This window comes from Streptomyces sp. 6-11-2, assembly GCF_006540305.1.
In the GTDB taxonomy this organism is placed as follows: domain Bacteria; phylum Actinomycetota; class Actinomycetes; order Streptomycetales; family Streptomycetaceae; genus Streptomyces.
In genome coordinates, this window is record NZ_BJOR01000001.1 from 5,539,754 (window position 1) to 5,560,939 (window position 21,186).

18 protein-coding genes are annotated in these 21,186 nt (G+C 73.3%); 5 read left to right on the forward strand and 13 right to left on the reverse strand.

All coding sequences use genetic code 11. The features are described 5' to 3' along the window. Position 1 precedes the first annotated feature (1 nt). From TNCT6_RS24400 to TNCT6_RS24415, 4 genes are all read left to right on the forward strand, one after another. Positions 2–262, forward strand: coding sequence for a hypothetical protein (locus TNCT6_RS24400; RefSeq protein ID WP_141362155.1), 261 nt, complete (start codon positions 2–4; stop codon positions 260–262). A gap of 76 nt (positions 263–338) precedes the next feature. Next, positions 339–686 (forward strand): hypothetical protein, encoded by a 348-nt coding sequence (locus TNCT6_RS24405; protein ID WP_141362157.1) that lies wholly within the window; start codon positions 339–341, stop codon positions 684–686. 513 nt (positions 687–1,199) lie between these two features. Next, complete coding sequence (locus tag TNCT6_RS24410) at positions 1,200–1,880, forward strand: Scr1 family TA system antitoxin-like transcriptional regulator (RefSeq protein ID WP_172633005.1); 681 nt, start codon at positions 1,200–1,202, stop codon at positions 1,878–1,880. A gap of 167 nt (positions 1,881–2,047) precedes the next feature. Next, positions 2,048–3,049, forward strand: coding sequence for an SCO1860 family LAETG-anchored protein (locus TNCT6_RS24415; protein WP_172633006.1), 1,002 nt, complete (start codon positions 2,048–2,050; stop codon positions 3,047–3,049). A 63-nt stretch (positions 3,050–3,112) separates the two neighbouring features. On the opposite strand, the gene cobC is transcribed toward TNCT6_RS24415, so the two are convergent. Genes cobC through cobM form a run of 6 tightly spaced genes read right to left on the reverse strand, consistent with a single transcriptional unit; the run spans position 3,113 to position 9,430 of the window. Then, on the reverse strand, positions 3,113–4,186 hold the full coding sequence (cobC, locus tag TNCT6_RS24420) for an Rv2231c family pyridoxal phosphate-dependent protein CobC (RefSeq protein WP_141362161.1): 1,074 nt from the start codon (positions 4,184–4,186) through the stop codon (positions 3,113–3,115). Beyond that, the gene (locus TNCT6_RS24425) at positions 4,176–5,093 is read right to left on the reverse strand and encodes a sirohydrochlorin chelatase (protein ID WP_141362162.1); all 918 of its coding nucleotides are present in this window, start codon (positions 5,091–5,093) and stop codon (positions 4,176–4,178) included. The genes cobC and TNCT6_RS24425 overlap by 11 nt, the downstream gene beginning before the upstream one ends. Next, positions 5,090–5,677: a precorrin-8X methylmutase gene (locus TNCT6_RS24430; RefSeq protein ID WP_141362164.1), complete on the reverse strand. Its 588-nt coding sequence runs from the start codon at positions 5,675–5,677 to the stop codon at positions 5,090–5,092. Before TNCT6_RS24430 ends, TNCT6_RS24425 begins: the two co-directional genes overlap by 4 nt. After that, positions 5,674–7,374, reverse strand: coding sequence for a precorrin-3B C(17)-methyltransferase (gene cobJ, locus TNCT6_RS24435; protein ID WP_141362166.1), 1,701 nt, complete (start codon positions 7,372–7,374; stop codon positions 5,674–5,676). The genes TNCT6_RS24430 and cobJ overlap by 4 nt, the downstream gene beginning before the upstream one ends. Then, positions 7,371–8,615: a precorrin-6y C5,15-methyltransferase (decarboxylating) subunit CbiE gene (cbiE, locus tag TNCT6_RS24440; protein WP_141362168.1), complete on the reverse strand. Its 1,245-nt coding sequence runs from the start codon at positions 8,613–8,615 to the stop codon at positions 7,371–7,373. The genes cobJ and cbiE overlap by 4 nt, the downstream gene beginning before the upstream one ends. After that, positions 8,612–9,430: a precorrin-4 C(11)-methyltransferase gene (cobM, locus tag TNCT6_RS24445; RefSeq protein WP_141362170.1), complete on the reverse strand. Its 819-nt coding sequence runs from the start codon at positions 9,428–9,430 to the stop codon at positions 8,612–8,614. The genes cbiE and cobM overlap by 4 nt, the downstream gene beginning before the upstream one ends. A gap of 95 nt (positions 9,431–9,525) precedes the next feature. Between cobM and TNCT6_RS24450 the strand changes: the two genes are divergently transcribed. Then, a complete protein-coding gene (locus TNCT6_RS24450) occupies positions 9,526–10,257 on the forward strand; it encodes a ZIP family metal transporter (protein ID WP_141362172.1) in 732 nt (243 codons plus the stop codon). Positions 10,258–10,283: 26 nt separating this feature from the next. Here the strand turns inward: TNCT6_RS24450 and cobI are convergent, their stop codons facing one another. The 7 genes from cobI to TNCT6_RS24485 are packed head-to-tail and all read right to left on the reverse strand — an operon-like array spanning position 10,284 to position 21,170. Further along, positions 10,284–11,033, reverse strand: coding sequence for a precorrin-2 C(20)-methyltransferase (gene cobI / locus TNCT6_RS24455; RefSeq protein ID WP_141362174.1), 750 nt, complete (start codon positions 11,031–11,033; stop codon positions 10,284–10,286). Next, a complete protein-coding gene (locus tag TNCT6_RS24460) occupies positions 11,030–12,415 on the reverse strand; it encodes a cobyrinate a,c-diamide synthase (protein ID WP_141362176.1) in 1,386 nt (461 codons plus the stop codon). Before TNCT6_RS24460 ends, cobI begins: the two co-directional genes overlap by 4 nt. Further along, on the reverse strand, positions 12,409–13,017 hold the full coding sequence (gene cobO, locus TNCT6_RS24465) for a cob(I)yrinic acid a,c-diamide adenosyltransferase (RefSeq protein ID WP_141362178.1): 609 nt from the start codon (positions 13,015–13,017) through the stop codon (positions 12,409–12,411). Before cobO ends, TNCT6_RS24460 begins: the two co-directional genes overlap by 7 nt. Then, positions 13,017–15,077, reverse strand: coding sequence for a putative cobaltochelatase (locus TNCT6_RS24470; RefSeq protein WP_141362180.1), 2,061 nt, complete (start codon positions 15,075–15,077; stop codon positions 13,017–13,019). Before TNCT6_RS24470 ends, cobO begins: the two co-directional genes overlap by 1 nt. Then, positions 15,074–18,727, reverse strand: coding sequence for a cobaltochelatase subunit CobN (cobN, locus tag TNCT6_RS24475; protein ID WP_141362182.1), 3,654 nt, complete (start codon positions 18,725–18,727; stop codon positions 15,074–15,076). The genes TNCT6_RS24470 and cobN overlap by 4 nt, the downstream gene beginning before the upstream one ends. After that, on the reverse strand, positions 18,724–20,232 hold the full coding sequence (locus TNCT6_RS24480) for a cobyric acid synthase (RefSeq protein WP_141362184.1): 1,509 nt from the start codon (positions 20,230–20,232) through the stop codon (positions 18,724–18,726). Before TNCT6_RS24480 ends, cobN begins: the two co-directional genes overlap by 4 nt. Next, entirely contained in the window at positions 20,229–21,170 is a 942-nt protein-coding gene (locus TNCT6_RS24485; protein ID WP_141362186.1) for a cobalamin biosynthesis protein, read from the reverse strand. The genes TNCT6_RS24480 and TNCT6_RS24485 overlap by 4 nt, the downstream gene beginning before the upstream one ends. Positions 21,171–21,186 lie beyond the last annotated feature (16 nt).

The window sequence follows — 21,186 nt, forward strand, 5'->3', positions numbered from 1 at the left end:
GATGGAACCTCAGAAACTTCTCAAGCCCAGTTGGTTTCCCGGGAACGGAGAATCCTATGCGATACTCCTGGCCATCCTGGACAAGCAGAAAAGGGCTCCGGAAATTGATTTGTCTGAATTTCCCTCCGAAGCGCAGAGGCAAGAGATCTGTGAGATCCTCACGGATGAGCTCTTGACCTCCGGGTTCGAGGATGAATGGAAGATAAATCACCGGGGGGACCTCATTGAGGGGCTTATCGACATATTTAACCCCTATGTGTAGGCGGTGCCCAGGGTCGGGAAATAAGTGGCCGGCTGGCATTGCGCAAGCTATTTCCCGGTGGGTGAGGTAAACCGGCGTGAAGCGATTCGAAGCGGTCGACGTGTCCGGAGGTGCGGAGTGCGCGCCCTTCTTTGGCCCGGAAGTGGATGATGTGGTATACGTCGCCAAGAGCGTCATGAAAGGAGAGTCGGTCGCGAGCGTCTGTCTCGACGAGGACGGCGATTGGCAATTCTTTGCTCTCAGTGACCGAAACCGGGCGCGTCAAGGCAGGCCGAAAATCTCCCACTTCGGCCACTTGCTGGAAAGTGACGCAACGCTCAGCAGCATGCCTCCACTTCCGATTAATCACTGGGTCATGCGGGATGGGATCGGGGCGGTCTGGGGGTTTTCGCCGATTAGGGCGGAAGTGTATTTCTGGCGCTGATCGCGAGCATCACCGTGGCCCCGCCCAAGGCGGGGCCACGGTGCGGTGGATGCCGGACAGGCGATCGGCTCCTTCGCGGAGGACGGTGAAATCATCCGAGTCGTGGAACGGGAGGGCGCAGACCGTCTCCCGACTCTAGCCCGGCTCGATGACCCTACGGCTGCTACTTCTTCGATTCCTATTGGTGCGAACTCATGCTCGCGGACATCTCCCGCATCGACGCACGCGCCCTCTCCCCGTCCGAAGCCACAGTGATCGAGAAGTTGACCCAGTGGGGCCAGGTATGCGTTCGGGAATCCGACTCCGACCACGTGCCTCAAGACGCAGGCGCCGCAGTGCGGGCTTGGCGCCCAGGGCAGAGCGTGTTGTCCCCCTCCAGCGCGTCACGGTCAGCTCTTCCAGGGCCCCGAGCCGGGGAAGGCTGCATGCTGCGACCTTCCAGGGGAGCTCTGCCTCACGCAGCCTCACGAGGTCCGAGAGATCCAACTCCTGCGAATAGAACTCAGAGACGCCGTGAGCGCGGACAACATGGTCGGTACGGAGGGCCAGGCGAACTCGCGGCGCAGGCGGCGAGCCGAAGGCGAGGAGAAACCGGCCATCTGGGTCGGGTACGGCAAGCCGGCCAAGCTCTTCCGCACCAGGAAAGGGCTCACCCGGCAGGAACTGGCCGACGCCGTCGGCTACTCCATCGAGCAGGTGGCCTCCATCGAGCAGGGCCGCAGGCCGGCGAAGGCCGCCTTCACGGAGGCGACCGAGCGGGTCCTCGGAGCGGACGGGGTGCTCGCGGAGCTCCGGGAGGACGTGGACCGGGCCAAGCTGCCCAAGTTCTTCCAGGACTTCGCGTCGATCGAAGCCGAGGCGGTGAGCCGGTTCGATTACGACCCGCTGCTGGTGCCGGGGCTGCTGCAGGCCGAGGGATACACACGGGCCCTCTTCCTGTCGCACTACCCTCCCCTCGGTGACGAGACCGTCGAACTGCACACCGAAGCGCGCCTGAACCGTCAGAAGGTGCTGACCAAGGCGCCGATCGTGCAGTTGTCCTTCATCATCGGCGAGGCCGCACTGACGGTTGCCGAGTCGGTCAGCGAGGTCGTCGTGCGGGACTCCAAGAACATGACGGGGGCTCGGGTCCATGTCGGCCGGGAGGCCTGGGCCGCCTTCCTGTCCGACTCCGGGGGCTGCTCTGTCTGCTGACCGCCGCCTGTTACGGAAGTGGCCGTAGGGAACACCCGTGCCGGAAGAATCGAAAGGATGGGCGGAAATCCCACGAAGGAGTGAAGTAACGCAGGATTGCTGACCGTTCACCCTCAGTACGTAATTCTTACCGGGTCCCAAGCATTCCTTTCTGGGGGTCCCACACCTTGAACGGCAACAACTTCCGCATGTCCGCCCGCCGTTGCGCCACCGCCGCCGCGGCCACCGTCCTGGCCGCCGGTCCGGTGACGCTGGCCGGCGCGGGCTCCGCGCACGCGACCGGTGGGCAGGAGGGGCACGCGAGCGCCTCCGTCCTGCGGACCGGGCTGGACGTGTCCCTGCTCAACAAGACGGTGAACGTCCCGCTCGCCGTCTCCCTCAACGAGGTCGAGGCACCGCGGAGCGCGCAGCAGACGGCGCTGACCGCCCGTCTCGACGGCGTCGACGGCGGGAAGCCCTTCAGCGTGATCCGCGCGGACGTCGCGAAGACCGACGCGACCGTCTCCGCCGACAAGGCGGAGGGCATGGTCCAGCTGGCCCACGCCCGCATCCACGTCCCCGGCCTGCCCCTGCTGTCCCTGATCGAGGTCGACCAGGTCACGTCCAAGGCGACCTGCGAGGCCGGCGAGTCCCCGGTCGCGAGCAGCAACGTCCTGGGCTCCGTGAGGGTGCTCGGCAAGAGGGTGACGCTCACCGCCGGCGGCACGACCGACGTCCGTGTCCCCGGCGTCGGCGAGGTCCGCCTGGACCTGTCGAAGCGTGAGACGACCTCCCGCACGGCCGCGGCGACGGCCCTGGAACTCAAGGTCTCCGTCAACCCGCTCAAGCTGAACGTGGCCGAGGTGGAGGGCACGGTCACCCTCGTCAAGGCGACGTGCGAGTCCCCGACGGCGCCGGAGAAGGAGGCGGCCCCGCCCGCCGACCAGGGCGGCGACGACAAGTCCCAAGGCACCGACGAGAAGCCGCAGGGCACCGACGAGAAGCCGCAGGGCGGCGACGTGAAGCCCCAGAGCGCCGATGTGAAGCCGCAGGCCGCGTCCGAGAAGAAGACCGTCGACCTGGCGGAGACGGGCGGCAGCTCCCTCACCCCCTACCTGGCGGCGGGCTCCGCCGTCCTGCTGGCGGCGGGTGGAGGCGCGCTGGCCGTGGCACGGCGGCGCCGGGGCTGACGGCCCGGACCGTGTGGCCCGGCCGGGAAGTCCCGGACCGGCAGGACTTGCCGGCTCGGTGAGTCAGGGGACGGTGGGCGGCGACAGCGCCGAGCCCAGGGCGCGCACGAAGCCGTCCACCGTCCCCCGGTCCCGTACCGCCAGCCGCAGCCAGTCCGTGCCCAGCCCGGGGAACGTGTCCCCGCGCCGCACCGCGTATCCCAGGGCGCGCAACCGCCGCCGCACCTCCGCCGCCCCCGCCACGCGCACCAGCACGAAGGGGCCCTCGGCCGGTCGCACCACCCGCACCCCGTGCCCCGCGAAGGAGGCCAGGCCCGCCACCAGGTGGGCCCGGTGCGCGGCGATGCGGTGAGCCGCGTCCTCCGCCTCCGCCAGTGCCCGCGGCTCCACGCACGCGACCGCCGCCGCGAGCGCCGGAGTGGACACGGGCCACAGCGGCTGGGCCCGCTCCAACTCGGCGATCACCTCGGACGACGACAGCACGTAGCCGATCCGCAGCCCCGCAAGGCCCCACGTCTTGGTCAGGCTGCGCAGCACCACCAGGCCGGGCACGTCCGTCCGCCCCGCCAGCGCCTCCCGCTCGCCCGGCACCGCGTCCATGAAGGCCTCGTCGACGACCAACACCCTTCCCGGACGGGCCAGTCCGGCGATCACCGAGGCCGGGTGCAGCACCGACGTCGGGTTCGTCGGGTTGCCGACCACCACCAGGTCCGCGTCCTCGGGGACGGCCGCCGGATCGAGCCGGAAGCCGTCCTCCGCCCGCAGCAGCACCCGGTCCACCGTGTGCCCCGCGTCCCGCAGCGCCGCCTCCGGCTCGGTGAACTGCGGGTGCACGACGACCGGTCGCCGCACCTTCAACGCCCGCGCCAGCAGCACGAACGCCTCCGCGGCGCCCGCCGTCAGCAGCACCCGCTCCACCGGCAGCCCGTGCCGCGCCGCCACCGCCGCCCGCGCGGCCCGCCCGTCCGGGTAGGCGGCGAGGCCGGTCAAGGAGGCGGCGATCCGCTCCTGCAGCCACGCCGGCGGCGTGTCCACCCGCACGTTCACGGCCAGATCGACCAGTGCCGCCCCGCCGTCGCGCACCTCGGCGTCCCCGTGGTGCCGCAGATCGTGCCCGGCCGTGTCCTCAGTGCGCATGGGAGTGAGCGTGCCCTCCATGGTGGTGGTGCCCGTGCCCGTCGTCGTCCGGGTGGAAGTGCGGCTGCTGCGGCAGCCCCACCTTGTCCTCGAAGCCCGGCAGCGCGATCCGGTACACGCACGAGTCGCAGTTCATCCGCAGATCGCCCTTCACCGCCTCCTCGTACCGCTCCAGCACGAGGTCCAGCAGCTCCGGCTCCGGCCCGATCACGTCCGCCGAGCGCACGTCGGTCTCCGGGTGCGTCGCCGCCCAGTCCGCCGTCTGCCGCCGTACCCGTTCCGGCAGGATGCCCGTGAACAGGAAGTACGGCAGCACCACGATCCGCCGCGCGCCCAGCTTCGCGCACCGGTCGAGCCCGCTCGGCACGTCCGGCGCCGCCAGCGACACGAACGCCGTCTCCACGCCCGCGTACCCGCGCCCCTCCCACAGCAGCCGCGCCGCCTTGTGCACCTCGGCGTTGGCGTCCGGGTCGGTCGAGCCGCGCCCCACCAGCAGCACCGTCACGTCCGACCGGTCCCCGGCCGCACCCTCCAGCGCCTCCTCGAGCCGCCGCTCCAGCACCCGCAGCAGCGCGGGGTGCGGGCCCAGCGGCCGGCCGTAGGTGTACGAGATCCCCGGATGCCGTTCCTTCTCACGGGCCAGCGCCGCCGGGATGTCGCCCTTGGCGTGCCCGGCGGACACCAGCATCAGCGGTACGGCGGCGAAGCGCCGCACGCCCCGCTCCACCAGCTCGGCGACGGCTTCGCCCAGCGGCGGCGGGGACAGCTCGATGAAGCCGCCCGCGACAGGCAGTTCGGGCCGACGGCGCCCCAACTCCCTCACGAAATCACGGAACGCCTCGGCTCCGGCGTCGTCCCGGGTGCCGTGACCGGCGATGAGCAGGGCGGGCGGCGGCGGGGTGGTCACAGAGTCTCCTCAAGCGAAGTGGGGTGGTACAGCAGGGCGTTGAGCGCGGCCGCGGCGACCGCCGAACCGCCCTTCTCGGACACGTTGCTCACGGCGGGCAGCCCGCTCTCGCGCAACGCGGCCTTGGACTCGGCCGCCCCGACGAAACCGACGGGCAGACCGATGACGAGCGCGGGGGAGGCGTCCAGCTTCAGCAACTCCTCCAGGGCGGTCGGGGCGCAGCCGATCACCCACAGGGCGCCCGGGCCGACGTCCTCGTACGCCAGCCGGATCGCGTGCGCCGAGCGGGTCATCCCGGGACCGGACCTGGCGTCCCTCAGCCGGCAGACGCTGTCACGCCGGGTGATCCCGGCGGCCACCATCTCCACGTCCGCGACCACCGGAGCCCCCGCGTGCAGCGCGGCGTGCGCCGTCACCAGCTCGCCCTCGTCCATGACGAGGTCGGAGGCGTACTCCAGGTCGGCGGAGGAGTGGACGACCCGCTCCACCACCGCCCGCGTCAGCGGCGCGAGGCGCGAGGTGTCCAGTCGGGTGCGCAGCCGCCGGAACGACTCCTGCTCGATCGGGTGGACGACGCGGTTCACTCGGACTCCTCCCGGGGTGCCTGCCAGCGGTATCCGCGCGGCGTGACCATGCGCCCCGCGATCTCGCGGGTCGCGGTGTTGCCCACGGTCACGACCGTCATCATGTCGACCGTCTCCGGGGCGAGACCGGCCAGCGTGGTGACCCGGCTGGACTCGCCGGGCCGTGAGGCGTTGCGCACGACACCGACCGGCGTCGTCGGCTCCCGGTGCCCGGCGAGGATCGCCAGCGCCTTCGGCAACTGCCAGTCCCGGCCCCGGGAGCGGGGGTTGTAGAACGTCACGACGAGATCCGCCTCGGCCGCCGCCCGCACCCGCCGCTCGATGACCTCCCACGGCGTGTGCAGGTCGGAGAGGCTGATCGACACATGGTCGTGCCCGAGCGGCGCGCCGAGGACCGCCCCGGCCGCGAGCGCCGCCGTGACCCCCGGGACGCCGGTCACGTCGATGTCGTCGGACGCCTCGGCGAGCGCGGGGGAGGCCATGGCGTACACCCCGGCGTCCCCGCTGCCGATCAGCGCGACGGCGTGCCCGCGCCGGGCCTCGGCGACCGCCGTGCGCGCCCGTTCCTCCTCCGCGCCCAGCCCCGACTGGAGGATCCGCGTCCCCGGCCGCAGCAGGTCGCGGATCTGGTCGACGTACTGGTCGAGCCCCACGAGCACGGAAGCACGCCGCAACTCCGCCTGCGCGCGCGGCGTGAGCAGGTCCCGCGCGCCCGGCCCCAGCCCGACGACCGCGAGCCGCCCGCGGCCCGGCCGCCGTACGACCGCGCAGGTGGCCATCGCGGGCGTCCCGTCGGTGCGCTCCGACTTCCGCTTGGGCACGAGGAGTTCACCCCCGCGCACGAGCGCGGCGGCCTCCGCGACCGACGGGGTGCCGACGGCGGCGAGCGGCGCCCGCGACGGGTTGGGCACGTCGACCGCCGCCAACTCATCGGCGGAGTACGTCACCAGGGGCACCCCGAGCCGCCGGGCCGCCTCGACGACGCCGGGCTCCTCCGCCTTGGCGTCGACCGTGGCCAGTTCGGCGAGCGACGCCGCGGACAGCCCGGCCTCCGCGAGCGCGTTCTCGACCAGGCCCGCCACCTCGTCGGCGGGTGCGCCCCGGGACGCGCCGACGCCCACCACCAGGGTCGGCGGCCGCAGGACCACCTCCCGCTCGGCGGGGACGGCGGCACGGTCGGTGACCCGGATCGTGTACGCGCCCTCGGCGGCGACCGGCAGCGGCGGCAGCGGCCAGCGCACCTCCGCGTCCAGCACGACCGGCTCCCCGTCGAGCAGCGCCCGCGAGACCCCGGCGACGTCGCCCTCCACCGGAAGCCCGAGCGTGTCCAGGCCGGGCAGTCCCACGGCGTCCGTCGCGGTCGTCACGACCGGCTCCGCGCCCAGCACCTCGCCCACCGCGCGGGCCAGTTCGTTCGCCCCGCCCGCGTGCCCGCCCACCAGGGACACCGCGAACCGGCCGCCCTCGTCGACGCACACCACACCCGGATCGGAGGCCTTGTCGCCCAGCAGCGGCGCGATCAGCCGGACGATCGCCCCCGTCGCCAGGAAGCACACCAGTTGCCCGCACTCGGCGAAGGCGGCCCGCACGGCGTCCCCGACGGGCCCTTCGTACACCCGGGTGCGGTCCGGCCAGGCCGCGGCCAGCCGGTCCCGCGCAGCCGCGCCCGCCGCCGTGGCGGAAATGAGGCCGATCACTCAGCGACTCCTTCATGAAGCACCGGGGGCCGCGTGCCCCACAGCAGGAAAACAGGGTTGGTGGCCGCGAGCCGGGTCACGTCGCCCGGCAGCGGCGCCAGCCGCGAGGACTGGAGCAGCACGCCGTCGCAGGCGAACCCGGCGGCGACCAGCGCCTCGCGCACGGCCGGCACCCGGTCGAGCGCCGCCACGGCGACCACGACGGTCCGCCGGGCCCGCCGCGCGCACGCGGTCACGACGGCGGGCAGCGCGCGCCCGCCGCCACCGACGAACACCGCGTCCGGGTCGGCGAGTCGGGCCAGCGCCTCCGGCGCGACTCCGTGCACCACCGACACGTCCACGCCGTGCGCCGCCGCGTTGGCGCGGATCCGCTCCACGCCGTCGGCCGTCTTCTCGACGGCGGTGACGGCGGCGCCCAGCCGGGCGCACTCGACGGCGACCGACCCGGAGCCCGCGCCCACGTCCCAGACCAGGTCGCCGAGGCGTGGCCCGAGCCGGGCCAGCGCCAGGGCGCGCACCTCGAACTTGGTGATCATCGAGTCGCGGTGGGCGAACTCGCCCTCCTCCAGGGCCCATCGGGACGGGCCGACCGGTGGCCCCGCGACCGTGCGCAACGGCCCCGGTGTCCTCGTCCCGGCCAGGCACAGCACCACGTTCACCGCCGTGCCCCAGTCGCGGGCGGCGGCCTCGGCCGGGGTGAGCCGCTCCACGCGCTCGCCCGCCGGGTCGCCCAGCGCGGAGGCGACGACCAGCACCCGGTCGTCGCCGCAGGTGCCGGCCAGCGCGGCGCCCAGCTCGGCGGGCCCGGCCCCCGGCCCGGTCAGCACGGCGACCTTCGCCCGCGCCCGGCACACGTTCACGGCCGTACACAGATCCCGTCCGTGCGCGCTGACCACCACCGCGTCGTCCCAGGGCAGCCCGATCCGCGCGAAGGCGGCGGCGACCGAGGAGACCCCGGGACGGACGTCCAGCAGCTCGGGCCCGAACCGCTCGGCGAGCGCCCGTACGATCCCGAAGAAACCGGGGTCCCCGGAGGCCAGCACGAGGACGGGCCGCTCCCTGCCGACGTACTCCGCGATGGTGTCGAGCGCGGGCGCCAGCGGACCCAGGACGACCCTCTCGGCGCCCTCCGGCAGCCGTACGGCGTCCAGATGCCGCCGCGCGCCCACGACGAGCCCGGCGCCGGGCGGCACCCGAGTGCCGTGCGACGCCCCGGTGCCCGTGCCGACGACCGTGATCACGTGCCCGCACCCCGCGCGCGCAGGGCCCTGCGGGCCTCGGGGTCGGCCTTGCGATGGCCGTGGAAGTGACCGGGGTGGTACAGGTGCGAGCGGGTGCCGTGCGCGTCGAGGGCCGGTCCGACCAGGAACAGCGTGTGCTTCCAGAGCTTGTGCTCCTTGACCGTCTCCTCCAGCGTGCCGACCGTGCACCTGACGATCAGCTCCTCCGGCCAGGTCGCCTGGTACGCCACCACGACCGGCGTGGACGTCGGGTAGCCGCCCTCCAGCAGCTCCCGCACCAGCTGGCCGCTGCGGGCCGCCGACAGGAACACCGCCATGGTGGTGCCGTGCCGGGCGAACTCGCGCACCTCCTCGCCGGGCGGCATCGGCGTCTTCCCGCCACCGAGCCGGGTCAGCACGACCGACTGCGCGACCTCCGGAATCGTCAGCTCGCGCCGGGCCAGCGCGGCCACGGCCGAGAAGGACGAGACACCGGGCACGACCTCCGTCCCGATCCCGATGTCCGCGCACCGGTCGAGCTGCTCCTGCGTGCCGCCCCACAGCGCCGGATCGCCGGAGTGGATACGGGCCACTTTCAGCCCCTCCGCGTGCGCCCGCTCGTACACGGCGACGACGTCCTCCAGGGACATGGCCGCCGAGTCCAGGATCTCCGCGTCCTGCCGCGCGTGCTGGAGCACCTCGGCCTGCACCAGGCTGGCCGCCCAGATCACCACGTCGGCCTCGGCGATCGCGCGGGCCGCGCGGAACGTCAGCAGGTCGGCGGCGCCGGGGCCGGCACCGACGAAGGTCACCTTGCCGGTCGGGGCATCGGCCATGGGTTCGGGTCCTCTCGTACGGAATGTCCTGGTGTGTAGTGATGTAGCAGTGGCCGGATGTGCGCGATCGGGGCCTGATCGGATAGCAAGGGCACATGGCGGTCTTCGTCGCGCTCGGCGCGTTCCTGATGACGCTGGCCGGCGGCTGGACGGCACAGCGGGTGACCGACCGCCGCCACCTGGTCCTGGGACTGGCGGGCGGCCTGATGCTGGGCGTGGTCGGCCTGGACCTGCTGCCGGAGGCGCTGCACGCGGCCGGCCAGGAGGTGTTCGGCGTACCGGCGGCCCTGCTGCTGTTCGTGGCCGGGTTCCTGGCGGCCCACTTGGTGGAACGCCTGCTGGCCGCGCGCCAGGCCGCGCACGGCGGCGACGAGCGGCACAACCACCGCGCCCCCGAGGTGGGCCTGACGGCGGCGGCCGCCATGGTCGGTCACAGCGCCATGGACGGCGTGGCCATAGGGGCCGCCTTCCAGGTGAACGACGGCATGGGCGCCGCGGTCGCGGTCGCCGTCATCGCCCACGACTTCGCCGACGGCTTCAACACGTTCACCATCACCAGCCTGTACGGCAACGCGCGCCGCAAGGCCGTCGCCATGCTCGTCGCGGACGCCCTGGCCCCCATGGCGGGCGCCGCCGCGACCACGCTCGTCAGCATCCCGGAGTGGTTCCTCGGCGGCTATCTCGGCCTCTTCGGCGGGGCCCTGCTCTACCTCGCCGCGGCCGAGATCCTCCCCGAGGCCCACCACGAGCACCCGGCCCGCTCGACCCTGCTGTGCACGGTCGCGGGCGTGGCCTTCATCTGGGTGGTGGTCGGCCTGGCGGCATGACCGGTCCCCCCGCGCGCGGGTACGGCTCACAGCTTGCCGCCCCGTCCGCCCTCGCGCCGCGCGGGCGCGATGAGCGTCGACAGGTACGGCAGCGGAGCCCCGTCCAGCCCCGACGCCGGCCGGATCGACTCCTCCGGCAGCCCCAGCGCCGACCCCCACACCGCGTCGTCGATCCGCCCGCTGTCCCGCAGCGCCTCGGCCACCTCACGCGCCTGCCGTCCGAACTTGTACGCCACGACGGTCCCGGGCCCGTTCAGCGCCTCCTTGAGCACGGCGGCCCCCGCGGTGACCGGCACCAGGGTCAGCGGCTCGGTGCCCTCGGTCAGCACGGCTCCCGAACGCGCCGCCAGATCCTGCATCGCGGTGATCCCGGGCACGGTCTCCACCACGGTTCCCGGCACCAGGGCGGCGACGGTCTGCGCGAGATACGTGAAGGTCGAATAGACGTTGGGATCGCCGATGGTGGCGAAGGCGACCGTGCCGCGGGCCTGGAGCAGCCCGGCGACCCGCTCCCCGGCCGCGTCCCACGCGGCCTCCCGCCGCGCCCGGTCCGACCGCTCGTTCAGCGCGAACACCACCCGGACGACCTTCTCCGCGGGCACGTAGTGCAGCACGGTCGCCTCGGCGCGCCCCCTCTCCCCGCCGTCCGTTCCGTCGGACGCGCCCATGACGGGCACCACGACGACGTCCGCGGCACGCAGGGCGTTGACGCCCTTGACGGTCACCAGCTCCGGATCGCCGGGCCCCACCCCGACTCCGATCAGCCTGCTGCTCATGACGTCCGGCACCTCTCGACGAACCGACGGGCGACACCGGGCGCGGCGGCCCAGTGCGTGTGCAGATAACTCGCGTGCACGTTCCGCTGTACGAAGCCTTCGACCCGCCGCTCGGGGACGCGCACACCCCAGGCGGGGGCCGCCGCCCCCGTCCCCGAGCCGGGCTCGACGACGGTCCGGTGGAACTCGTGCCCCCGCATCCGCTCCCCGGCCCCGGCGAGCACGCTGTCGCTCACGGCCACGGCGTCCCGGTAGCCGAGCGTGAGCCGCCCGGTCATCCGCGCCGAGGCGTCCAGCGCCCCGCACATGGGCTGCCCGTCCAGCTCCCGGCACAGATACAGCAGCCCGGCACACTCGGCGGCGACGGGAGCACCGCCGAGCGCGAACGCGGCGACGGCCCCGCGCAACGGCTGGTTGGCGGACAGCTCCGCCGCGTACACCTCGGGAAACCCGCCCCCGACGACCAGCCCGCGGGTCCCCTCGGGCAGTCGCTCGTCCCGCAGCGGGTCGAACGGCACGACCTCGGCCCCGGCGGCACTCAGCAACTCGGCGTGCTCCGCGTAGGAGAAGGTGAAGGCGGATCCACCGGCGACGGCGACTCTCGGCCTCTCCGGGGAGCACTCCCCGCCGGAGGAGAGCAGGACCTCGGCCGCGTCCCAGGCCGCACACGACAACGGCCCCGCGCTGTGCGCCAGCGCGACCAGCGCCTCCAGATCGCACCCGTCGGAGACCTGCGCCGCCATCGCCGCCACCGCGTCCACGGCCGCCGCCCGCCGTTCGGCGACCGGCACCAGGCCGAGATGACGAGAGGGCGTGCCGACCTGCTCGACCCGCCGGAGGACTCCCAGCACGGGCACCCCGACCGAGTCCAGCGCCTCGCGCAGCAGCGCCTCGTGCCGGTCGGAGGCCACCTTGTTGAGGATCACGCCCCCGATCCGCACCTCCGGATCCCACGTCACGAACCCGTGCACCAGCGCCGCCACCGACCGGGACTGCGACGACGCGTCGACGACCAGCACCACCGGCGCCCGCAACAGCTTCGCCACCTGCGCGGTGGACGCCAGTTCACCCTCTCCGGCGGCCCCGTCGTACAGCCCCATCACCCCCTCGACGACGGCGAGGTCACACCCGCGCGCCCCGTGGAGGAACAGCGGTCCGATCAGCTCCGGCCCGCACAGGTACGCGTCGAGGTTCCGCCCCGCACGCCCGGTGGCGAGCGCGTGGTACCCGGGATCGATGTAGTCCGGGCCGACCTTGTGCGGCGAGACCGAAAGGCCCCGCCGGGTCAGCGCGGCCATCAGCCCCGTGGCGACCGTGGTCTTGCCGCTGCCCGAGGAGGGCGCGGCGACGACCAGTCGGGGCACGGACAGGGACGTCACCACTCGATGCCCCTCTGCCCCTTCTGCCCGGCGTCCATCGGATGCTTGACCTTGGACATGTCGGTGACGAGGTCGGCGAAGTCCGCCAGTTCCCCGGGTGCGTTCCGCCCGGTGATCACCACATGCTGGGTTCCGGGCCGGTTCCGCAGCACCTCCACGACCTCGTCGGTGCCGATCCAGCCCCAGTGCATCGGATACGCGAACTCGTCGAGCACGTACAGCCGGTACGTCTCGGCGGCCAGGTCCCGCTTGACCTGCTCCCAGCCCTCACGCGCCTTCTGCTCGTTGGTCGCGTTGTCACCCTGTGCGTCCCGCTGCACCCAGGACCAGCCCTCGCCCATCTTGTGCCAGTCGACGGTGCCGCCCTGCCCGGAGGCGCCCAGCACCCGCAGCGCGTTCTCCTCGCCGACCTTCCACTTGGCCGACTTGACGAACTGGAACACCCCGATCGGCCAGCCCTGGTTCCAGGCGCGCAGCGCCAGCCCGAAGGCGGCGGTGGATTTGCCCTTGCCGACCCCGGTGTGCACGACGACCAGCGGACGGTTGCGCCGCTGACGGGTCGTCAGTCCATCCTCCGGTACGACGCTCGGCTGCCCCTGAGGCATTACGCGGCCCTCCTCGAAGTCCCCTGCGCGTCCCTGACAAGACCGGCGATGCTGTCCGCCCGCAGCTCGTCCAACGTCACGGCCGTACCGCCCAGTTCACTCGCGAGCTGCCCGGCGAGACCCAGCCGCACCGGCCCCGACTCGCAGTCCACGACCACCGACGCGACCCCCTCGGCCGCGAACAGCCGCGCCGCACGCCCGGCCAGGGCCACCGGCTCCGTCCCACCCGTCGCCCGACCACCACCCGGGCCTGAGGCGTTTCGCGCCGCCCCCTTGCCGGTGGCCCGCCCGTCGGTCACCACCACGACCAGCGCCCGCCGCGCGGGATCACGCAGCCGCTCGACCCGCAGCACTTCATGTGCCTTGAGCAGCCCGGCGGCGAGCGGAGTCCGCCCACCGGTCGGCAGCGACTCCAGACGGGCCGCGGCGGCGTCCACGGACGAGGTCGGCGGCAGCGCGACCTGCGCGTCCCTGCCGCGGAAGGTCACCAGCCCCACCTTGTCCCGCCGCTGGTAGGCGTCGAGCAGCAGGGACAGCACGGCCCCCTTCACGGCGCTCATCCGCTGCCGCGCGGCCATCGAGCCGGAGGCGTCGACGACGAACAGCACGAGGTTCCCCTCACGCCCCTCGCGGGCCGCCTGCCGCAGATCGTCCCGGCGGACCACCAGTCCAGGCCCGGACCGCCCACGCGCCCGCTGGTGCGGGGCGGCGGCCTGCACGGTGGCCGCCAAGTGCAGCTTGGTCAGGGCGCCTCGGGGCCGCCGCGCCCCGATCGTGCGCCCGTGCTCGGTCCGCGCCCGCGAACGCCGCCCGGAGGCGCCCTCGCCGAGGCCGGGCACGCTCAGCACCTTGGTACGGAACGGCTCGGAGGCGCGTACGGCGGACTGCTCACCGGCGCCGGCACCGGAGGGCTGCGGTTCGCCGCTGTCGCCGGCCTCGGGCTGCGCGGCCGAGCCGCCGTCCTGCGGGGCGCCGTCGTCGGGCGCCGGCTGTCCGCCGCCACCGCCGGGGCCGCCGTCCGGATCGGGGTCGGGGTCGTCCTCCTCCGGGCCCGCGAACTCCTGAAGGGTCTCGTCGAGCTTGTCCTCGTCGAGTCCCGGCGCGTCGAAGGGGTTGCGCCGCCGCCGGTGGGGGAGGGCCAGCAGCGCGGCCTGCCGTACGTCCTCGGCGAGCACGTCGGTCCGCCCGGCCCAGGCGGCCAGCGCGGTGGCGGTCCGGGCCATCACGATGTCGGCGCGCATCCCGTCCACCTCGAAGGCGGCACAGGTCGCCGCGATCTGCCGCAGCGCCCCGTCACCGAGTCGCACCGACGGCAGCAGCTCACGCGCGGCCACGATCCGCTGCCGTACGGCGGCCTCCTCCTCCGCCCACCGGGCGGCGAAGGCGGCGGGATCGTCGTCGTGGGCGAGCCGCCTGCGCACGACCTCCACCCGCTGGTCGGGCTCCCGCGAGGCCGCGACCTCGACGGTGAGCCCGAACCGGTCGAGGAGCTGCGGCCGCAGCTCGCCCTCCTCCGGGTTCATGGTGCCGACGAGCAGGAAGCGCGCCGCATGCCGAACGGAGACGCCCTCGCGCTCGACGTAGGAGGCCCCCATGGCGGCGGCGTCCAGCAGGAGGTCCACGAGGTGGTCGTGCAGAAGGTTGACCTCGTCGACGTAGAGGATCCCGCGGTGCGCGTCGGCGAGCAGGCCGGGCTCGAACGCCTTCACGCCCTCGGCGAGCGCCCGCTCGATGTCGAGTGCGCCCACGAGCCGGTCCTCGGAGGCGCCGACGGGGAGTTCGACCATCCGGGCGGGCCGCGCCGTACCGGATCCCGGCTCGTGCGGCCCGTCCGGGCAGGCGGGATCGGGCGATCCGGGGTCACAGGAGAAACGGCACCCGGGGACGACGTCCACCTGGGGCAGCAGCGCCGAAAGAGCACGCACAGCGGTGCTCTTGGCGGTGCCCTTCTCGCCGCGGACGAGAACGCCGCCCACGGCCGGGCTCACCGCGTTCAACAGCAGCGCCAGGCGCAGGTCGTCCTGTCCGACGACAGCCGTGAACGGAAACGGGGTGGTCACTTGTCCTCGCCCTCCAAGTCGCCCTCCAGCTCGAGGTAGGTGGCCCGCAGCCGCTCCAGCGTGTCCGCGTCCGGCTCCGCCCACAGCCCCCGGTCGGCCGCCTCCAGCAGCCGCTCGGTGATGCCGCGCAGCGCCCAGGGGTTGGACTTCTTCATGAAGTCCCGGTTCTCGGCGTCGAAGACGTACTCGGCGCTGAGCTTCTCGTACATCCAGTCGTCGACCACGCCCGCCGTGGCGTCGTACCCGAACAGGTAGTCCACGGTCGCCGCCATCTCGAAGGCACCCTTGTAGCCGTGCCTCCGCATCGCGCTCATCCAGCGCGGGTTGACCACCCGCGCGCGGAAGACCCGGTGCGTCTCCTCGCCCAGGGTGCGGGTCTTCACCTGGTCCGGTACGGCGGAGTCCCCGACGTACGCCTCGGGGCTCGCCCCCGTCAGATGCCGCACCATGGCGACCATGCCGCCGTGGTACTGGAAGTAGTCGTCGGCGTCGACCAGGTCGTGCTCTCTGGTGTCGACGTTCTTCGCCGCCACCGCGATCCGCCGGAACGCCGTTTCCATGTCCCCGCGCGCCGCTCGCCCGTCGAGCCCGCGTCCGTAGGCGTAGCCGCCCCAGACCGCGTACACCTCGGCCAAATCGGCGTCACTGCGCCAGTTGCGCGCGTCGATCAGCGGCAGCAGACCCGCGCCGTACGCGCCCGGCTTGGAGCCGAAGATACGGGCCGTGGCGCGGCGCCGGTCGCCGTGCTCGGCGGTGTCCTCGTCGGCGTGGGCCTTCACGAAGTTCCGCTCGGCGGGCTCGTCCAGCTCCGCCACCGCCCGTACCGCGTCGTCGATCAGCCCGACGACGTGCGGGAACGCGTCCCGGAAGAAGCCCGAGATGCGGACCGTCACGTCGATGCGCGGCCGGCCCAGCTCCGCCAGGGAGACCACCTCGAAGCCTGTCACCCGGCGGGAGGCGTCGTCCCACACCGGGCGGCAGCCCAGCAGCGCCAGGATCTCGGCGATGTCGTCGCCCTGGGTGCGCATCGCGGACGTGCCCCAGACCGTCAGGCCGACCGACTTCGGGTACGCGCCCGTGTCCTGGAGATAGCGGGCCACCAGCGAGTCCGCCAGGGACTGGCCGACCTCCCAACTCAGCCGCGACGGGATCGCCTTGGGGTCGACCGAGTAGAAGTTGCGCCCGGTCGGCAGCACGTTGACCAGGCCACGGGTCGGCGAGCCGGACGGGCCCGCGGGGACGTAACCGCCGTTCAGCGCCCGCAGGATGTGCCCGATCTCGTCCGTCGTACGGGCGAGCCGCGGCACGACCTCGGTGCAGGCGAACTCCAGCACGGCCGTCGCGTCCGGGAGTTCGCCGCCCAGTACCTCCCGGACGAGCGCCGGACCCGCGTCGGCCGCCCAGCCGCGCTCCTCCATGCCCTCGGCGATCCGCCGGCACAGCTGCTCCAGCAGGTCGATGGCGTCCGCCGCCGTGCGCGAGGGACCTTCGACCAGGTCCGTCAGCTCCACCGGCACCTTCACCGGAGCGCCCGGCTCGGCCAGCAACTCCTTCTCCACCAGACCGAAGTGCTCCGCGAGACAGGCCCGCAGCCCCGGCAGTGCGTTCGCCTGCCCGCCCCACACCTGTGAGGCGCGCAGCACGGCCAGCACCAGGTTCACGCGCGGCTCACCGACCGGGCCGCCGCCGAGGATGTGCAGACCGTCCCTGATCTGCACGTCCTTGATCTCGCACAGATAGCCGTCGATATGCATGACGAACTCGTCGAAGTCGCCGTCGTCCGGCTGCTCGTCCACCTGCAGGTCGTGGTGGAGCTCGGCGGCCTTGACCAGGGTCCAGATCTGCGCCCGTACGGCCGGTGCCTTGACCGGGTCCAGATCGGAGACCAGCGCGTACTCGTCGAGGAGTTGCTCCAGTTTGGCCAGATCGCCATAGGTGTCCGCGCGCGCCATCGGCGGGACGAGGTGGTCGACGACCGTGGCGTGCCCGCGCCGCTTGGCCTGGGTGCCCTCACCGGGGTCGTTGACGATGAAGGGGTAGATCAGCGGAAGATCGCCGAGGACCGCGTCCGGGGCGCACCCCCCGCTCAGCCCCAGGCCCTTGCCGGGCAGCCACTCCATCGTGCCGTGCTTGCCCATGTGCACGATCGCGTCGGCGCCGAACGAGTATTCCAGCCACCGGTAGGCCGCCATGTAGTGGTGGGACGGCGGCATGTCGGGGTCGTGGTAGATCGCGATCGGGTTCTCCCCGAAGCCGCGCGGCGGCTGGATCATCACCACGACGTTCCCGAACCGGAGGGAGGCGAGGACGATGTCGTCGCCGTCGACATACAGGCTGCCCGGTGGTTCGCCCCAGGCTTCCAGCATGGCGTTCCGCAGCGCGGGGTCCAGGGTGCCGAACCATGCCTGGTAGTCCGCGAGCGGTACCCGTGCGGGCGCCGCGGCCAGCTGGTCCTCGGTCAGCCACTCCACGTCATGGCCGCCGGCCTTGATGAGCCGGTGGATCAACTCGTCGCCGCCCGCGGGGTATTCCGTGAGGGAGTACCCGGCGTCCCGGAGCGCGTCGAGCACCCGCACCGCCGAGGCGGGAGTGTCAAGACCGACGGCGTTGCCGACCCGGGAGTGCTTGGTCGGATAGGCGGTGAAGACCAGTCCGAGCTTCTTCTCGGCGTTCGGCTTGTGCCTGAGCCGCGCGTGCCGTACGGCGATCCCGGCGACCCGGGCGGCCCGCTCGGGGTCGGCCGCGTACACCGGCACGTCGTCCGGGCCCTGCTCCTTGAAGGAGAACGGGACGGTGATCAGCCGCCCGTCGAACTCCGGGATCGCGACCTGCATGGCCGCGTCCATGGGGGACAGCGCGGCGTCGGACTCGTCCCAGGCGGCGCGTGAGGAGGTCAGGCAGAGCCCTTGCAGCACGGGGATGTTCAGGTCCGCGAGCGCCCCGATGTCCCAGGCCTCCTCGTCCCCGCCCGCCGAGGCCTGCGAGGCGTGCGTGCCGCCGGCCGCGAGGACGGTGGCGACCAGGGCGTCGGCGCGCCCGAGGATCTCGTACAGCCCGGCGTCCGCGCCGCGCAGCGAACCGCAGTAGACGGGAAGGGCGTTGGCGCCGTGCGCCTCGATCGCGTCGCACAGGGTGTCGACGAACGCGCTGTTGCCGCTCAGTTCGTGGGCGCGGTAGAAGAGCACGCCGACGGTCGGCCGGCCGGCCACCAGGGCACGTTCGCCGTGGACGCCGTACTCCGGCATCCGCCGCGGCTCCTCGAAGCCCTCGCCGGTCAGCAGCACCGTGTCGGAGAGGAACCGGGCGAGTTCCGCCAGGTTCTCCGGGCCGCCCTCGACGAGGTACTTCAGCGCCTCCGCGACGACTCCGGCCGGCACCGACGACTCGGCCATCAACTCGGCGTCCGGTACGGCCTCTCCGCCCAGCAGCACCGTCGGGACGCCGGAGGCCTTCAGCGCGGCGAGCCCCTCCTCCCAGGCGCGCTTGCCGCCGAGCAGCCGTACGACGGCGATGTCCGCGCCGTCCAGCAGCCCCGGAAGCTCCTCGTCGACGTCCACGCGGGTCGGGTTGCCGATCCGGTAGGAGGCGGCCGAGGCTCGGGCGGCGAGCAGATCGGTGTCGGCGGTCGACAACAACAACACTGTGCTCATGCGGGCGCTCCCGGTGGAATGAAAGGCAGTCCTTGCGGCGCGCCCGACTCGATGAGCCGCCAGAGCGCGTCCGTGTCCGCGTGCTGTTCGATCAGGTCGCCGAGCCGGTCGAGCTGCTCCTCGCGCAGCGCGGCGAACGAGGTGTCGGGCGCCGGCACGAAACGGCGGCCGGCGGCGGCCGCCACCTCGCGCAGGAACGCGCGCCGGAAGCCGTCCGACTCCAGTGAGCCGTGCCAGTGCGTGCCCCAGACGGCCCCGACCCGGCAGCCGTCCAAGAAGGGCTCTCCGCCGGTGACTTCGGCGACCCCGTGGTGGATCTCGTATCCCTCGACCCGTTCGCCGAGGGCTTCGCCCCGCGGCCGGGTGAGGGTCTTCTCGCGGGCGAACCTGACCCGTACGGGCAGCAGGCCCAGCCCGTCGACGTGTCCGCGCCGGCTCTCCACGTCGTCCTCGATGTGCTCGCCGAGGAGCTGGAAGCCGCCGCAGATGCCCAGCACCGGCCGCCCCTGGGCGGCCCTGCTCGCCAGGGCCCGCGCGAGCCCCCGCTCCCGCAGCCATTCCAGTGCCCTGACCGTGCCGCGTGTGCCGGGCACGACGACGAGGTCGGCGTCGGTCAGTTCCTCGGGCCGGTCCACGAACCGCACGACGACGCCCGGTTCGGCGGCGAGCGCGTCCACGTCGGTGAAGTTGGACATCAGCGGCACGGCGCAGACGGCGACCCGCAGCACGTCCTCGCCGACCGGCGGCGCCACGGTGGACTCCCGCACCGCGCCCCGCAGCGACACCCTCAGTCCGTCCTCCTCGTCGATGCCGAGCCCGTGCCGGAACGGCAGCACGCCGTACGTACTCCGGCCGGTGAGGCCGTGCAGCATGTCGAGCCCGGGTTCGAGCAACGAGACGTCCCCGCGGAACTTGTTGACGAGGAACCCGGCGACGAGTTCCTGGTCCTGAGGCGACAGCAGGGCGAGCGTGCCGAAGAAGGAGGCGAAGACGCCGCCGCGGTCGATGTCGCCGACGACGAGCACGGGCAGCCGCGCGCCGCGCGCGATCCCCATGTTGACGATGTCGGTCCGGCGCAGGTTGATCTCCGCCGGGCTGCCCGCCCCCTCGCAGATCACCGCGTCGTACGTGCTGCGCAACTCGGCGAGGCAGTCCAGCACGGTGCCGAGGAGCTTCTGCTGCCGCCCGCCGTGGTAGCCGCGCGCGCTCAACTCGCCCACCGGCCTGCCCAGCAGCACGACCTGGCTGCTCTGCTCGCCGCCCGGCTTGAGCAGCACCGGGTTCATCAGCGCGGTCGGCTCGACCCGGCACGCCTGGGCCTGCATGGCCTGCGCCCGCCCGATCTCGGCTCCCTCCCGGGTGACGAACGAGTTGAGGGACATGTTCTGCGCCTTGAAGGGGGCGACCTTCACGCCCTGGCGCACCAGCCACCGGCAGATCCCGGCGGTGACGACGCTCTTCCCGGCGTCGGAGGTGGTGCCGGCGACGAGCAGACCGCCACTCATGACGTCCGTCCTCTCTTCAGCAGCCGTACGCCCGCGCACACGCCGAGCGCGAGCCAGCCCACGCGGCGGGAGAGCCGTACCGCGCGCCCGATGTCACCCGGCCGGACGGCTCGTCCGGTGCCGTTGAGCTCCGGGCGGTGCTCCACGCGCCCGGCGTACGAGAGCGTGCCGCCCAGCCGCACCCCGAGCGCCCCCGCGAACGCGGCTTCCACCGGACCGGCGTTGGGGCTCGGGTGCCGGCCGGCGTCGGCGCGCCAGGCCCGTACGGCACCGCGCGGGTCGTCGCCCGCGACGGCCGCCAGGGCGGCGGTGAGCCGTGCCCCCGGCCACCCGGCGAGGTCGTCGAGCCGGGCCGAGGCCCAGCCGTAGCGGCGGTACCGGGGGGACTTGTGCCCGACCATGGCGTCCAGGGTGTTGACCGCGCGGAAGCCGAGGAGGCCCGGCACACCGGCGGCGGCGCCCCACACCAGCGCGCCCACCACCGCGTCGGAGGTGTTCTCGGCGACGGACTCGACGACGGCCCGGGCGATCCCGTCGGCGTCCAGCGCCTGTGGATCGCGCCCGCACAGATGCGGCAGCCGCGCCCGGGCGCCCTCGACGTCCCCGGCGTCCAGCGCGCGCCCGATCTCCCGCGCCTCACGGGCGAGGGAGGTCCCGCCGACGACGGCCCAGGTGGCGGCGGCGGTCAGCGCGACGGACGCGGTACGCGAGGAACGCGCGGCGGACGCGGCCAGCGCGGCCGACCCCAGGACACCGCCCACGCACACGGCGGTGTGCAGGGCGCCCCAGCCGCGGTGGTCCCGCCACAGCGCGCGTTCCACGGCACCCGCGGCCCGTCCGAACACGGCGACGGGGTGCCCGCGGCGTGGATCGCCGAGGAGCAGGTCACCGAGGAGGCCGGCGGCGGCGCCGTACGCGAAGTCGCGATCGGCACCCATCGGGTCAGCCGGTCGT

Bases quoted from the DNA above. Each gene is read 5' to 3' on its own strand.
- TNCT6_RS24485 (WP_141362186.1), bottom strand. From the start codon at position 21,170: ATGGGTGCCGATCGCGACTTCGCGTACGGCGCCGCCGCCGGCCTCCTC.
- TNCT6_RS24400 (WP_141362155.1), top strand. From the start codon at position 2: ATGGAACCTCAGAAACTTCTCAAGCCCAGTTGGTTTCCCGGGAACGGA.
- TNCT6_RS24450 (WP_141362172.1), top strand. From the start codon at position 9,526: ATGGCGGTCTTCGTCGCGCTCGGCGCGTTCCTGATGACGCTGGCCGGC.
- cobI (WP_141362174.1), bottom strand. From the start codon at position 11,033: ATGAGCAGCAGGCTGATCGGAGTCGGGGTGGGGCCCGGCGATCCGGAG.
- cobM (WP_141362170.1), bottom strand. From the start codon at position 9,430: ATGGCCGATGCCCCGACCGGCAAGGTGACCTTCGTCGGTGCCGGCCCC.
- cobO (WP_141362178.1), bottom strand. From the start codon at position 13,017: ATGCCTCAGGGGCAGCCGAGCGTCGTACCGGAGGATGGACTGACGACC.
- cobC (WP_141362161.1), bottom strand. From the start codon at position 4,186: ATGCGCACTGAGGACACGGCCGGGCACGATCTGCGGCACCACGGGGAC.
- cobN (WP_141362182.1), bottom strand. From the start codon at position 18,727: ATGAGCACAGTGTTGTTGTTGTCGACCGCCGACACCGATCTGCTCGCC.
- TNCT6_RS24480 (WP_141362184.1), bottom strand. From the start codon at position 20,232: ATGAGTGGCGGTCTGCTCGTCGCCGGCACCACCTCCGACGCCGGGAAG.